The sequence below is a fragment of the Rhodobacteraceae bacterium M385 genome (assembly GCA_025141835.1).
Classification (GTDB): domain Bacteria; phylum Pseudomonadota; class Alphaproteobacteria; order Rhodobacterales; family Rhodobacteraceae; genus Gymnodinialimonas.
This window is the reverse complement of sequence record CP081102.1, coordinates 933,520-946,481: the sequence shown is the minus strand read 5'-3', so window position 1 is coordinate 946,481 and position 12,962 is coordinate 933,520. Positions and strand designations below refer to the sequence as shown.

General features: G+C 60.6%; 17 protein-coding genes. 10 read left to right on the top strand and 7 right to left on the bottom strand.

Annotated elements, in window-relative coordinates:
• Positions 1-2: 2 nt before the first annotated feature.
• The 3 genes from K3728_04635 to K3728_04625 are packed head-to-tail and all read right to left on the bottom strand — an operon-like array spanning position 3 to position 2,831.
• Positions 3-974: a substrate-binding domain-containing protein gene (locus K3728_04635; GenBank protein UWQ96523.1), complete on the bottom strand. Its 972-nt coding sequence runs from the start codon at positions 972-974 to the stop codon at positions 3-5.
• 40 nt (positions 975-1,014) lie between these two features.
• On the bottom strand, positions 1,015-2,058 hold the full coding sequence (locus tag K3728_04630) for an ABC transporter permease (protein ID UWQ96522.1): 1,044 nt from the start codon (positions 2,056-2,058) through the stop codon (positions 1,015-1,017).
• 11 nt (positions 2,059-2,069) lie between these two features.
• Complete coding sequence (locus K3728_04625) at positions 2,070-2,831, bottom strand: phytanoyl-CoA dioxygenase family protein (protein UWQ96521.1); 762 nt, start codon at positions 2,829-2,831, stop codon at positions 2,070-2,072.
• A 143-nt stretch (positions 2,832-2,974) separates the two neighbouring features.
• Between K3728_04625 and K3728_04620 the strand changes: the two genes are divergently transcribed.
• From K3728_04620 to ureG, 9 genes are all read left to right on the top strand, one after another.
• The gene (locus K3728_04620) at positions 2,975-3,811 is read left to right on the top strand and encodes an AraC family transcriptional regulator (protein ID UWQ96520.1); all 837 of its coding nucleotides are present in this window, start codon (positions 2,975-2,977) and stop codon (positions 3,809-3,811) included.
• 248 nt (positions 3,812-4,059) lie between these two features.
• Positions 4,060-4,884, top strand: a complete 825-nt coding sequence (locus K3728_04615) for an urease accessory protein UreD (GenBank protein UWQ97451.1) — start codon at positions 4,060-4,062, stop codon at positions 4,882-4,884.
• Positions 4,885-4,887: 3 nt separating this feature from the next.
• Positions 4,888-5,190 carry an urease subunit gamma gene (locus K3728_04610; GenBank protein UWQ96519.1) on the top strand — a complete coding sequence of 101 codons (303 nt, stop codon included), beginning with the start codon at positions 4,888-4,890 and terminating at the stop codon, positions 5,188-5,190.
• Between the two features lie 22 nt (positions 5,191-5,212).
• Positions 5,213-5,383 (top strand): hypothetical protein, encoded by a 171-nt coding sequence (locus tag K3728_04605; protein ID UWQ96518.1) that lies wholly within the window; start codon positions 5,213-5,215, stop codon positions 5,381-5,383.
• Positions 5,380-5,685, top strand: a complete 306-nt coding sequence (locus K3728_04600) for an urease subunit beta (GenBank protein ID UWQ96517.1) — start codon at positions 5,380-5,382, stop codon at positions 5,683-5,685. The genes K3728_04605 and K3728_04600 overlap by 4 nt, the downstream gene beginning before the upstream one ends.
• Positions 5,686-7,395, top strand: coding sequence for an urease subunit alpha (gene ureC / locus K3728_04595; protein UWQ96516.1), 1,710 nt, complete (start codon positions 5,686-5,688; stop codon positions 7,393-7,395).
• An 8-nt stretch (positions 7,396-7,403) separates the two neighbouring features.
• Positions 7,404-7,877, top strand: coding sequence for an urease accessory protein UreE (locus K3728_04590; GenBank protein UWQ96515.1), 474 nt, complete (start codon positions 7,404-7,406; stop codon positions 7,875-7,877).
• Complete coding sequence (locus K3728_04585; protein UWQ96514.1) at positions 7,867-8,514, top strand: urease accessory protein UreF; 648 nt, start codon at positions 7,867-7,869, stop codon at positions 8,512-8,514. Before K3728_04590 ends, K3728_04585 begins: the two co-directional genes overlap by 11 nt.
• Entirely contained in the window at positions 8,511-9,128 is a 618-nt protein-coding gene (gene ureG, locus K3728_04580; GenBank protein ID UWQ96513.1) for an urease accessory protein UreG, read from the top strand. The genes K3728_04585 and ureG overlap by 4 nt, the downstream gene beginning before the upstream one ends.
• A gap of 38 nt (positions 9,129-9,166) precedes the next feature.
• On the opposite strand, the gene pcaF is transcribed toward ureG, so the two are convergent.
• From pcaF to K3728_04565, 3 genes are read right to left on the bottom strand one after another with little or no spacing between them, the layout of a single operon-like run.
• Positions 9,167-10,360, bottom strand: a complete 1,194-nt coding sequence (gene pcaF / locus K3728_04575) for a 3-oxoadipyl-CoA thiolase (protein UWQ96512.1) — start codon at positions 10,358-10,360, stop codon at positions 9,167-9,169.
• The gene (locus K3728_04570; protein ID UWQ97450.1) at positions 10,357-11,037 is read right to left on the bottom strand and encodes a 3-oxoacid CoA-transferase subunit B; all 681 of its coding nucleotides are present in this window, start codon (positions 11,035-11,037) and stop codon (positions 10,357-10,359) included. Before K3728_04570 ends, pcaF begins: the two co-directional genes overlap by 4 nt.
• A 5-nt stretch (positions 11,038-11,042) precedes the next feature.
• Entirely contained in the window at positions 11,043-11,750 is a 708-nt protein-coding gene (locus K3728_04565; GenBank protein ID UWQ96511.1) for a 3-oxoacid CoA-transferase subunit A, read from the bottom strand.
• Between the two features lie 105 nt (positions 11,751-11,855).
• Here K3728_04565 and K3728_04560 point away from each other — a divergent pair, with 105 nt between their 5' ends.
• Positions 11,856-12,617 (top strand): helix-turn-helix domain-containing protein, encoded by a 762-nt coding sequence (locus tag K3728_04560; protein UWQ97449.1) that lies wholly within the window; start codon positions 11,856-11,858, stop codon positions 12,615-12,617.
• Positions 12,618-12,639: 22 nt separating this feature from the next.
• Here the strand turns inward: K3728_04560 and K3728_04555 are convergent, their stop codons facing one another.
• On the bottom strand, positions 12,640-12,951 hold the full coding sequence (locus K3728_04555; GenBank protein UWQ96510.1) for an ETC complex I subunit: 312 nt from the start codon (positions 12,949-12,951) through the stop codon (positions 12,640-12,642).
• Between the last annotated feature and the right edge of the window lie 11 nt (positions 12,952-12,962).

The following is a 12,962-nucleotide window of genomic DNA, read 5'->3' as shown; positions in this document are numbered from 1 at the left end:
AATTAGTTCAGGATTTCCGAGATGTTGTCAGGTGTGTAAACGCCGACACCGGTATCAAGGTCATCAATCGCCTCGCCGGACAGGAACTGAACCAGCAAGTTGACCGCCTCATAGCCCTGACGGGCGGGGGCTTGGTCAATGGTGGCTTGGATCACGCCATCGGCGACCAGCTCCACTGTTTGGTCCAGAAGGTCAAAGCCCACGATTTGAACGTCACCGGCACGGCCATTGCGGGCCACCCATTCTCCTGCGGCAGGTGTGGTGCAGCATTCCATCGACAAGATACCGGTGATCGAAGGATCTGCCAGCATCGCGTTCTCGATGGCCGAATAGATTTCCTGCGGGTCGGTGCCAGTGTTCAGGGTGCGGACAACCTCGATGCCGTCAAACTCGGCCAGCGCTTCGCGCGCGCCGCCTTCACGGTCAAGCGACCATTGCGCCGCCGCATCCAGCGTTGTGATGATAACCCGGCCTTCGCCGCCCAAAACTTCGCCCATCAACGCGCCAGCCGCACGGCCGGATTCAACCAAATCTTGGCCCGCAAATACCAAGCGTGCGCTGTCGGGGTTATCGGTGTTGTAAGTGATAACGGGAATACCCTCGCCCACCAAACGGTCAATCAGCGGCGACAAGGCATCGGTGCTGACTGAAGAAATCGCCAAGGCGTCGTACTGGCCGATCAGCGTCTCAATTTCCGAGATCTGCGCGTCCGCATCGGCACCCACGGGGCCGACCATGCGAGCATTCACGCCCTCTTCCGCATCGGCGCGCTCAACGCCTTCCCGAATGAACGGCGCGAATTCGTTCGAGACATCATGGTATGAGACCAAGATGTCGAAATCATCGCCCGCAGCGATGCCGTCCGCGATCCGTTGCGCCAGATCGAAGTCGGCCAGTGTCACTTCTTCCGCAAAACTTGCGGCAGGCACCATGGCGCCCGCGGCGACCATTGCCAGTGTCCAAGACAGTTTCATTGTTAGTCCTCCCTTTGAATTCTGAATGGGCGGGCCCCTCCTAGGCCCGGCCCTGACGGCTGCTCCACTTGTCGATTGCAACCGCAATGATGATCACTAGTCCGATCATCACTTCCTGCATGAACGGAGAGACCCCAGACAGGATCAGCCCGTTTCGCAGTACGCCGATGATGAACACGCCCAGAACCGTGCCCAAGATTGTCCCCGTCCCTCCCGACAGAGATGCACCGCCGACGACGACGGCGGCGATCACGTCCAGCTCTAGCCCCACGCCCGTGCGGCCAGCCTGGCCGCTTGGCAAGAACGCCATCGCCAAGATCCCCGCAAAAGCGGCCAACAGGCCCATGATGATGAAGGACCAGATTTTTGTGGTCTCCACATGGATGCCCGACACGCGGGCGGCTTTGGTGCTGCCGCCAACGGCAAAAAGCCGGAAGCCAAAACCCGTTTTCGACAGCAACAGCCAGCCAAGCACGGCCACCAGCAAGAAGAAGGCCAACTGCATCGGCACTACGCCAAACAGATAGCCCTGCCCCATGGTCGTAAAGGCATCATAGGTGCTTTCCATCGCGCCACGGCGCACGTTGACCGTCACGGGCTGTCCATCGGTCATCAAAAGAGCAGAGCCTCGGATGACGGACATCATTCCAAGCGTCGCAATCAGCGACGGCAAGCGCCCATAGGTGGACAACAGACCGTTCACCAGACCAGCGGCCGCGCCAATTGCCAGACCCATCATGATGGCCGGAAACAGTGTCCACCCCATCACAATCAAGGCACCGGTCGATAGGCCGCAAAGCGCGTAGATGGAGCCGATCGACAGATCAATCTCGCCCGAGACCAGCACGAAGGTCATCCCCACGGCCATGATCCCCAGCAGCGAAATTTGTCGCCCGACGTTCAATAAGTTCGTCGTCGAAAGGAAGTATTCGTTGCTGATCGACAGAACGACGCACATGACCAGCAACGCCAAAAACACCCCCGTTTCTTTCTTCGCCAAGGCGGCGCGCAGAAAGGAGGTGTTCCCCCGAGCGTTTGCAGCTCGGGGTGGTTGTTGGCTGGCGGGGGGAGCGCTTGCTTTCATGTCACCCCCCATCATGCGACCATGAAGCTTCCGGCGGGCACCGTCTTCAATTGTTCAAAGTTACCGTAGTCCCGCATCCGCGCAAACGGCGCGTTGTGAACCGCATTGTAGGACACGATGTAACCCCAGCGATAGGTGTCACTGTTATTGGCGTCCGAGCGGTGCAACAGGTTGCAGTGGAAGACCAAAGCGTCGCCCGGCTCCATCTCTACGTAGATGCGCTCATAGCGTTCAATCGCGGCTTCCAGATGCTCGGCCTGCACGTTGGTCTGACCGTCTTCCCGTAGATGGTTCAAGCGCCCAAGCTCGTGCGAGCCTTTCAGGACTTGCAAGCAACCGTTTTCCTTCGTGGCCGGATCAAGCGACACGTAAACCGATAGCATTTCAGGCGAAAGGCACGCGTTTTCATACCAGTAGCCGAAATCTTGGTGCCATTCCCAAGCGCCACCTTCACGGGGCTGCTTCATCGTCATCTTGTGGCTGTAGAGGTAAATGTCCGAGCCAATCAGCGCCTCGGACATGCGCACCATACGCTCGTCGCGAGCCAGCAGACCGTACTTGTCATCGCCCGCCGTGTTCCACAGCTTCAGGAGGGTCGTTTTGCCGGACTTGTCGCCCTTTTGCATGACATCACCGGCGGCGTTTTCTTCTTCCAACTGCTGCCGGGCGGAATCGCGGAAATCACTCACTTCATCGGTGTTCAGGAACCCTTTGCGAATGAAGTACCCATCGACTTCATATGCGCGCATTTCTTCTTTTGTCGGTGCCAGCATCGGGCCCTCCCATTCTATCTCTGCGCCATCTGTCGATGTTTGCGCAGTATCCTCTTCCCACCTCAACCCTAGGTGCAGATTCGCGCCGAAAACATGGACACAATCATCCAATTCATGTATAAAACGCGCATGAGATATTTTCCATGACCGCGACAATTCACGAAAGCCATTACTACGTTCCCAGTAGTGCGCATGACATGAACCTGTTCACCGTTCTGCGCGCCGGATGGCTTGACGCAGCGGCAGGCGACACGGTGCGACGCGCCTTTTGTCCGGGGGATGATATTATCTACTGCCTGTCGGGAAAGGGCACCGTCACGATCGACGGCACCAAGATCACGGTTGCCCCCGGCCAGTTGGTTTGGATGCCCGGTGATCGGCCCCATGCCCATGCCGCATCCGAACAAGATCCGTGGTCCGTGATGTGGTGTCGGGTGCAGGGGAGCAACTTGGCAGCCCTGCGAGAACGGGTGATGGGAAAATCTGAAACCCGCCTTGCAATCAAAGAAGGTCACTCCCTAGTGCGTTGGTTCAATGAACTATTTAGCGGCCTTCGCACGCAAACCATCGACACAGATCTAAAGCTGAACACCGCCGTTTCTTCCCTGCTGGAGCTGATGGTGGAACAAAAGAGAATTGAGACAAAGCGCCAATCCCCCCGCAGTTTGGACCGGGCCGTGGCCGCCATGCGCGCAGACCCCAGCGCCCCCTGGACGGCAGCGGAGATAGAGGAAACCGCAGGGGCAAGTGCGGCGCAGATCCGGCGGTTGTTCCAAAAACACATCGGCCTGACACCCCGAGAGTTCCTGCGGGGCCTGCGCCTAACCATGGCCCAAAAGCTGATGCTGGAAACGAACCAGACGCTTGATGAAATATCTCTGCAATGCGGGTTCTCGGACCCCTATCATTTTAGCAAGGACTTCCGCCGAGTTGTAGGAAAACCCCCTTCAGAATGGCGCCGGATTGAAATTGGCGGATAGGCCACGTCCGGCCCGTGCCAAACGTCCCGTCCCAAAGAACCTCGCCCGCGCAGGATCACGTCACGCGCATGACAGTATTCGCGCCGCACAAATTTTAGGCAATCTCCTATGCATCGCCCAAAAATGCGCCCCTCGCCGCCGAGCGGGGCCAATTCCGGCCATGCACGCTGCAAGAACACGGCGTCCTATGCTCAGAAAGTGACCGTTACGATAACCCTCGGGAGCGTCCGATCACCCTGCACACCGCCATACCTACAGCCGCCGCCAATGCGGCGCAGCCTCGGGCCCTTGGGTCCGGGACGCTATCGGTTTGCGCCGATAAGGGCGGGCGCACGCGGTTAAAGAACCTCCGTCAATCGGGCTCCACGAAGCTGGTGTTCCCCCGCACGCCGACATCGGACATCGAAGTTGTCATGGTTAACACAGCGGGCGGCATCACGGGGGGCGATCAGTTTGGTTTAAACGTCGCGGTCGAGCCGGGTGCGACCCTGACCCTGACGACCCAAGCGGCAGAGCGTGCCTACCGCGCCCAACGCGATGAGGTCGGGACGCTGACCACCGAACTCGACGTCCAAGCGGGGGGGCGCCTGAATTGGCTCCCGCAGGAATTAATCCTGTTTGAACGCTGCAATCTACGCCGCAGGCTTACGGTCTCTCTTCAAGCAGACGCGCAACTTCTGCTGGTGGAACCGATTGTCTTTGGCCGCACCGCCATGGGCGAAGCCCTGCATGATGCGCGGTTCCAAGACCGGATCTCGATCACCCGCGCAGGCCAACCACTTTACATTGATGGCATGAACCTCGGCGGCAACTTTGCGTCGCTTCTGCAACGGCCTGCCACGGCGGCAGGGGCCACTGCCATGGCCAGCGTTGTGATGGTGTCACCTGATGCCGCCGCCCATTTCCCCGCAATTCAATCCGCCCTGCCCCCCACTGCGGGCGCCAGCCTTTTGGCCGAAGATCTGCTGGTGATCCGGCTTCTCGCCGCCGACAGCCTAGAGTTGCGCCGCGTGCTGATCCCCGTGCTGGAGCGCCTGAACAACAACACTTTACCCATGTCTTGGAGGCTTTAGCCCATGCAACTTACGCCACGGGAAAAAGACAAACTGTTAATCGCCATGGCCGCAGAGGTCGCCCGCAAGCGATTGGCGCGGGGGGTGAAACTGAACCACCCCGAAGCCATCGCACTCATCACCGATACGGTGGTGGAAGGCGCCCGCGATGGTCGCTCGGTCGCAGATATGATGGAGGCCGGCGGCCACGTCATCACCCGCGATCAATGCATGGAAGGCATCGCCGAGATGATCCACGACGTGCAGGTCGAGGCAACTTTTCCCGACGGCACCAAGCTTGTCACCGTTCACAACCCAATTCGCTGATCCCGCTCAAGGAGACCTCACCATGAAAACCGTCCTTTCCGCCCTCCCCCTTCTTCTGGCTGCCAGCGCCGCCTCTGCCCATGGCACTGGCGCTATTCATCACCACGCGGGCGACCCGTTTTGGATGCCACTTCTGGGCGGGCTGTTCCTTGGCGCGGCAGCGGTGGCTTACATCGCTTGGTGCCGCAAATGATCCCCGGCGAATTGCTTCCTGCCGAGGGGGCGATTACCCTGAACGCCGGAGCCGAAGCGGTCACGCTTGTCGTGGCCAATACCGGCGACCGCCCCGTGCAGGTCGGTAGCCATTACCACTTTGCCGAAACCAACCCGGCGTTGGATTTTGACCGTGACGCGGCGCGTGGGTTGCGGCTCGATATTGCGTCGGGCACCGCCGTGCGGTTCGAGCCCGGCCAACGCCGCGAGGTGCATCTGATCCCCATTGGCGGACGTCGGCACGTCTATGGTTTCAACGCTCAGATCATGGGGGCGCTGTAAATGCCCGTAGAAATTCCCCGCGCGCAATATGCCGCTATGTATGGCCCCACGACCGGTGACAAGCTGCGCCTTGCCGATACCGACCTGATTATCGAGGTTGAACGCGACCTGACCACCTACGGCGAAGAAGTGAAGTTCGGCGGCGGCAAGGTGATCCGCGATGGCATGGGCCAGTCCCAAGTCACCCGTGCGGGCGGCGCAGTGGATACCGTAATCACCAACGCGCTGATCGTGGACCATTCAGGCATCTACAAAGCCGACGTGGCGCTGAAAGACGGGTTGATCCACGCCATCGGCAAAGCGGGCAACCCCGATACGCAATCGGGGGTCGATATCATCGTCGGCCCCGGCACCGAGGTGATTGCTGGCGAAGGGCGTATTCTGACGGCAGGCGGCATGGACAGCCACATTCACTTCATCTGCCCGCAGCAGATGGAAGACAGCCTGCATTCAGGCGTGACCACTTGCTTTGGCGGCGGCACCGGACCTGCCCACGGCACGTTGGCCACCACCTGCACCCCCGGCCCCTGGCACATCGGGAGGATGTTGCAGAGCTTTGATGGCATCCCGATGAACATCGGCCTGTCGGGCAAAGGCAATGCCAGCCAGCCCGACGCGCTGGTTGAGATGGTGAAAGGCGGGGCCTGTGCCCTGAAGCTACACGAGGATTGGGGCACCACGCCCGCCGCGATTGATTGCTGCCTGTCCGTGGCCGACGACATGGACGTGCAGGTTATGATCCACACCGACACGCTGAACGAATCCGGCTTTGTCGAACATACCGTGGGCGCCATGAAGGGCCGCACGATCCACGCGTTCCATACAGAGGGCGCGGGCGGAGGCCATGCGCCGGACATCATCAAGATTTGCGGTGATGCCAATGTCTTGCCGTCCTCCACCAACCCCACGCGGCCGTTCACAGCCAATACGTTGGAGGAGCATTTGGATATGCTGATGGTGTGCCACCACCTCGACAAATCCATCCCGGAAGACATCGCCTTCGCCGAAAGCCGCATTCGCCGTGAAACGATTGCGGCAGAAGATATCCTGCACGATCTGGGCGCGTTCTCGATCATCGCGTCCGACAGCCAGGCCATGGGTCGTGTGGGCGAGGTTCTGATCCGCACCTGGCAGACCGCCGACAAGATGAAGAAACAGCGCGGGCGGCTTTCCGATGAGGTCGGAGAGAATGACAACTTGCGGGTGCGCCGCTACATCGCGAAATACACGATTAACCCCGCCATTGCCCAAGGCGTAAGCCACGTTTTGGGCGATATCAGCATCGGCAAACGGGCCGATCTGGTGCTGTGGGACCCGGCGTTCTTTGGGGTGAAACCGGAAATGGTTCTGATGGCGGGCTCGATTGTTGTGGCGCAGATGGGTGACCCCAACGCCTCTATCCCGACGCCGCAACCGGTCTACACGCGGCAGATGTTTGGGGCCTTTGGCTCGGCGCGTCAGCATACGTCTGTCAGCTTCGTGTCCGAGGCTGCGCAGGCAAATGGTTTGCGGGACACCCTTGGCCTCAGCAAGCAGACGATTGCGGTGAAAAACACCCGCAACATTGGTAAAGCCGACATGATCCTGAACGACGCCCTGCCCCAGATTGAGGTGCATCCCGAAACCTACGAGGTCCGCGCCGACGGCGAACTGCTTACCTGCCAACCGGCAGAGGTTTTGCCGATGGCCCAACGCTACTTCCTATTCTGAGAGGCTCCATGACATCCCTTCCCATCGCCCAAACCCTGCACCGCAGAGGCCATTGGGCCGACCCGACGGAGCTGTGCGAACTCGATTACGCCGAGCGGTTCTTGCGTCGCAAACGGCTGACCACCGCCAAGGGCCGCCCGTTTCTGGTGGACTTGCCCCAAACCACGTCGCTGGATCATGGCGATGCGCTGGAACTAGACGACGGGACGATGGTGGAAATCGTCGCCGCGTCCGAGGCGCTTTTTCGCATCACCGGCCCGGACTTGGTGCGCCTTGCGTGGCACGTGGGCAACCGGCACACCCCCTGCCAGATTGCGGCGGATCATCTGTTGATCCAGGCTGATCCGGTTATTGGCCACATGCTCGAACACCTCGGCGCGACCGTCGCCCCCGTGACCCTGCCCTTCACGCCAGAAGGTGGCGCCTACGGGCACGGGCGCACGCACTCTCACGAACATGTCGCCACGGCCCATGCCCATTGAAGGCGACATTCTGGCGCTGGCCCAATGGCTTTCCCCAAGCTTCCCGGTGGGGGCATTCGCCTATTCCCATGGGTTAGAGACTGCCATTCACGATGGCACAATCGCCACCTCTGAGGGGCTTCAGACTTGGCTAGAGGATGTCTTGCGCCACGGCACGGGCCGCAACGATTGCATCTTGCTACGCGCCGCCCATGCAGCCCCCACACCTGATGACCTTGCGCAGATCGGTGCCACGGCGCGGGCGTTTTGTGGCTCGGCGGAGCGCGTGATGGAAACGACCCTGCAAGGCACAGCATTCAGCACAACCGCCGCCGCCATTTGGGGCGGCGACGCCGCGGATTTTCCCTACCCCGTGGCCGTTGGCGCCGCCAGTGCAGCCTTGAACATTGACGTGACCACGACCGCCGCGATGTACCTACACGCCTTTACCAGCAACCTTGTGTCCGTTGCCGTACGCGCCGTGCCCTTGGGCCAGACCGAGGGACAGGCCGTTTTGGCCGCCCTGACACCGCTCTGCCTTGCCATCGTAGAAGAAACCGAAACCGCGACGCTGGATGACCTGCAAAGCACCGCGTTCCTCTCTGACATTGCCGCCATGCGCCACGAGGCGCTTCAGCCAAGGATTTTCCGTTCATGACCAAACTTAATGGACCGCTTCGTATTGGCATTGGAGGCCCCGTGGGTGCTGGCAAAACGACCTTCACCGCCGCTTTGGCCCGGGCGCTGCACCCGCAGCTTTCCATCGGTGTCATCACCAATGATATCTACACCCAGGAAGATGCCGAGGCGTTGATGCGGATGCAGATCCTGCCCCAAGACCGAGTTATCGGAGTGGAGACCGGCGGGTGCCCCCATACGGCGATCCGGGAAGATGCCTCGATCAATCTGGCCGCGATTGCCGAGTTGGAGAAGCGCCACGCAGACCTGCAAGTGGTGATGATCGAAAGCGGGGGCGACAACCTGTCGGCCACCTTCAGCCCCGAACTGGCCGATCTGACCGTCTATGTGATTGACGTGGCCGCGGGCGAGGAAATCCCCCGCAAGGGCGGACCCGCGATCACGAAATCCGACTTGCTGATTATCAACAAGACCGACCTCGCCCCCCATGTCGGCGCGTCGTTAGAGGTGATGAAACGCGATAGCGACAAAATGCGTGGCACACGGCCCTACGTGTTCTGCGCCCTGCGCCACGGGGAAGGCATGGACGAGGTTTTGGCGATCTTAACGGAAATGGGCGGGCTACCGCTGTAACCCGCCCATTCCGACTGTGTTTGGTGCAGAATGGCGCTTCAGACCCGCTCTAGCGCGATGGCGATGCCCTGACCGACGCCGATACACATGGTCGAAAGGCTCTTTTCGCCGGACTTGAGGTCATGGATCGCGGTGCCTGTGATCCGCGCCCCGGACATGCCCAAGGGATGGCCAAGCGCAATCGCGCCGCCGTTGCGGTTCACCCGTGGGTCATCGTCGGCAATCCCCAGATCGCGCAGCGTCGCCAAACCTTGCGAGGCAAACGCCTCGTTCAATTCAATGGTGGCGAAATCGTCGGTGCTGAGCCCAAGCCGTGCCATCAGCTTCTTGGACGCGGGCGCTGGCCCGAATCCCATGATCCGCGGCGCAACCCCAGCGGTCGCCCCGCCCAACACGCGGGCCAACGGCGTTAGCCCGTGTGCCTTAACCGCCGCTTCCGAGGCTAAGATCAACGCCGCCGCCCCATCGTTCACGCCCGAGGCATTGCCCGCCGTGATCGACCCATCGGCTTTGACGAAGGTCTTGAGCTTTCCCAAAACTTCCAGCGTCGTGGCGCGAGGATGCTCGTCCGTGTCCACGACCTTCGGGTCGCCCTTGCGCTGTGGGATCGTGACCGGGGTGATCTCCTTTGCCAAACGCCCTGACGCGATGGCCGCTGCCGCACGGTCTTGGGAACGCAAAGCGAAAGCATCCTGATCGGCGCGGGAAATGCCGAAGTCTTCGGCCACGTTCTCGGCCGTTTCAGGCATTGAATCGACGCCGTATTGCGCCTTCATCACCGGATTAACAAAGCGCCAACCGATGGTGGTGTCATAGACCGCGTTGGACCGGCTGAACGCGGATTCCGCCTTAGGCATTACGAAAGGTGCGCGCGACATGCTTTCGACGCCCCCCGCAATAGCAAGGTCCATTTCGCCGGACCGAATGGCCCGCGCCGCCGCGATCACCGCATCCATGCCAGACCCGCACAAGCGGTTCATCGTGGTGCCCGGCACCTCCACCGGCAGGCCCGCCAGTAGCGCCGACATGCGGGCCACGTTGCGGTTATCTTCGCCCGCTTGGTTGGCGCAGCCATAGTAGACTTCCTCGACCGCGGCCCAATCAATATCATGGCGCGCCATCAACGCCGCGATAGGGATCGCACCCAGATCGTCGGCGCGAACTGACGACAGGCTACCGCCAAAACGGCCAATGGGCGTGCGCGTGTAATCGCAGATAAAGACGTCATTCATGCCAGTTCCTCCGGGCAGATTAGATCGAGCACCTCCGCTTCCCCATGAAGCGGCGCGCCAGTTAAAGATTGTAAATCGTCCATGGAAATGGCCGGGACTTTCTCTCGTAGAATAAAGCGGGCGTCGACCACATCCACAACAGCCAAAGACGAATAGATGCGTGTGACACAGCCCACGCCGGTTAAGGGCATGGTGCAGGCCTCCACCAATTTTGGCGCGCCTTTCTTGGTGACGTGATCGGTCAGCACCGCGATACGCTTGGCCGATTGCACAAGGTCCATCGCGCCGCCCACGGCCGGAATACCGCCCTTGCCCGTGGACCAATTGGCCAAGTCTCCGTTTTGCGCCACTTGATAGGCACCCAAAACGGCAAGGTCCAAATGCCCGCCCCGCACCATGGCGAAGCTGTCGGCGTGGTGGAAGAACGCGGTGCCGGGCTTCAGGGTAATCGCCTTTTTGCCCGCGTTGATCAGGTCCCAATCCTCATCCCCCGGCGCAGGCGCTTCACCGAAATCGAGCACGCCATTCTCGGTATGGAATATCGCTTGCTTCCCCTCGGGCTGGAACCGCGCCACCATCTCTGGGAAGCCGATGCCAAGGTTTACATAGGCGCCGTCTTCGATGTCTTGCGCCGCGCGCCATGCGATCTGCGCGTTGGACAGTTTGATGTCTGAGATGTCGATCATGGGTAAACGGCCTCCGCCCGGTTCAGCGTTTCTTCTTGGGCGGGGTTTGCGACCTCGACCACATGGGACACGAAAATACCCGGCGTGATGACATGTTCCGGGTCAATCCCCCCCAAGGGCACGATTTTAGAGACCTGCGCGATGGTGGTTGTCGCGGCCATGGCCATGACGGGGTTAAAGTTCCGCGCGGCCATGCGGTAGGTCATGTTTCCGTGGCTATCACCGAGTTCTCCCTTGATCAGCGCGAAATCGGCCTTCAGCCAGCGTTCGCGCACGTAGAAGCGCCCGTCGAATTCCTCGATATGCTTTCCCTCGGCCACTTCGGTGCCATAGGCGGTGGGGGTGTAGAACGCCGGGATGCCCGCGCCGCCGGCGCGAATGCGTTCGGCCAAGGTGCCTTGGGGCACGATTTCCAGCTCGATTTTTCCAGCGTGATAGGTTTCCACAAACACGCTCGGATCGGCGGAGCGGGGGAACGAACAGATCAGCTTGTCGACGCGGCCCTGTTCGATCAGTGCTGCCAGACCAACATGGCCATTGCCTGCGTTGTTGTTCACCACCGTCAGGTGCTTTGACCCGTGGTCGATCAGCGCATGAATAAGTTCAATCGGCGCGCCAGAGCCGCCAAATCCGCCGATCATCACCGTTGCGCCATCGGGTATCTGGGCCACGGCCTCGACCAAGCTGCCTAGGGTTTTATCCATCTCGCGTTCTCCTTCACCCGAAGGCCTAGCGACCCTTTGGGTCCGTGTTCCAGAGATTTCGTTCGCATGTTGACCTTTGTTCAGATCAAGGATCAGTCTGTGCGCATGGTGAACAAATCTACAGATACAATCGCATCGCTCGCCAAGGGGCTTCAGGTGATCGAGTGCTTTGGGGCCGAAAGCCCCCGGCTTACGATATCCGACGTGGCAGGGCGCACGGGGCTGGATCGCGCCACGGCGCGGCGATGCCTACTGACGCTTCACGCGCAGGGATACGCGGAGTTCGACGGGAAGTTTTTCACCCCCACGCCCCGCATTCTGCGACTTGGGATGGGGGCATTGGCGGCGCTGCCCTTGCCGCAGATCGTTCAACCTTGGCTGGACCAACTCTCGGATCAAATCGGGCAATCGACGTCCGTTTCCATCCTTGATGATACCGAAATCGTCTACCTCGCCCGCGCCGCGCAACGGCGGGTGATGTCCATCGGGCTATTGCCGGGGTCGCGCTTGCCCGCCCATTGCACGTCGATGGGGCGCGTGCTTTTGGCGGCCCTCCCTATTGAGGATCAACGCGCCGCGCTGGAACGGTCCGACCTCAGCCCGCGCACGCCCAACAGCTTGACCGAACCGGCGGCGATCTTGGCCGAACTAGCCGCGATCCAAGCCCAAGGCTTTTGCGTTATAGATCAAGAGGTTGAAATGGGGCTCCGTTCTATCGCCGTGCCCCTGCTGAACGCCCACAACCAAGTGGTGGCTGCGGTGAATGTGGGGGCGGCGGCGTCACAGCCCAATGCCGCGGAAATGGTGGCAGACTACAAGGCACCGCTCCTGCGGCTTCAGGCAGGTCTGAAACGCGTTCTTCGCTAGGAAAACAGGCGGTTAGTGGCGCTTAATGCGTCCACGCACCCCGGCGGTTGGTAGCGAAGTTTTCGCCGTAGCCGCCCGGGCGGATGTTGGGCTTGCGGGACTTGGGCTTTAGAACAACCGCCTCAATTCCGTGATCCGCCGCATAGGCCTTGGCCGCTTCCGCTGTCTCGAACCGCAAACGCACTTGGCTGTCCATGTCAGACGATGAGGTCCAGCCCATCAGCGGGTCAATCCGGCGCGCCTGTGCCGGCAAAAAATCCAGCACCCAGTCCTTGGTTTTAGCAGTGCCTGAGGACATGGCGGTCTTTGCGGGCTTGTAAATACGTGCGCTCATCGTGATCTCCG

Excerpts from the sequence above, each read along its gene's own strand:
- ureG (UWQ96513.1), top strand. The coding sequence starts at position 8,511 with ATGACCAAACTTAATGGACCGCTTCGTATTGGCATTGGAGGCCCCGTG.
- K3728_04555 (UWQ96510.1), bottom strand. The coding sequence starts at position 12,951 with ATGAGCGCACGTATTTACAAGCCCGCAAAGACCGCCATGTCCTCAGGC.
- ureC (UWQ96516.1), top strand. The coding sequence starts at position 5,686 with ATGCCCGTAGAAATTCCCCGCGCGCAATATGCCGCTATGTATGGCCCC.
- K3728_04605 (UWQ96518.1), top strand. The coding sequence starts at position 5,213 with ATGAAAACCGTCCTTTCCGCCCTCCCCCTTCTTCTGGCTGCCAGCGCC.
- K3728_04630 (UWQ96522.1), bottom strand. The coding sequence starts at position 2,058 with ATGAAAGCAAGCGCTCCCCCCGCCAGCCAACAACCACCCCGAGCTGCA.
- K3728_04590 (UWQ96515.1), top strand. The coding sequence starts at position 7,404 with ATGACATCCCTTCCCATCGCCCAAACCCTGCACCGCAGAGGCCATTGG.
- K3728_04625 (UWQ96521.1), bottom strand. The coding sequence starts at position 2,831 with ATGCTGGCACCGACAAAAGAAGAAATGCGCGCATATGAAGTCGATGGG.
- K3728_04620 (UWQ96520.1), top strand. The coding sequence starts at position 2,975 with ATGACCGCGACAATTCACGAAAGCCATTACTACGTTCCCAGTAGTGCG.
- K3728_04610 (UWQ96519.1), top strand. The coding sequence starts at position 4,888 with ATGCAACTTACGCCACGGGAAAAAGACAAACTGTTAATCGCCATGGCC.
- K3728_04560 (UWQ97449.1), top strand. The coding sequence starts at position 11,856 with ATGGTGAACAAATCTACAGATACAATCGCATCGCTCGCCAAGGGGCTT.
- pcaF (UWQ96512.1), bottom strand. The coding sequence starts at position 10,360 with ATGAATGACGTCTTTATCTGCGATTACACGCGCACGCCCATTGGCCGT.
- K3728_04565 (UWQ96511.1), bottom strand. The coding sequence starts at position 11,750 with ATGGATAAAACCCTAGGCAGCTTGGTCGAGGCCGTGGCCCAGATACCC.
- K3728_04585 (UWQ96514.1), top strand. The coding sequence starts at position 7,867 with ATGCCCATTGAAGGCGACATTCTGGCGCTGGCCCAATGGCTTTCCCCA.
- K3728_04635 (UWQ96523.1), bottom strand. The coding sequence starts at position 974 with ATGAAACTGTCTTGGACACTGGCAATGGTCGCCGCGGGCGCCATGGTG.
- K3728_04600 (UWQ96517.1), top strand. The coding sequence starts at position 5,380 with ATGATCCCCGGCGAATTGCTTCCTGCCGAGGGGGCGATTACCCTGAAC.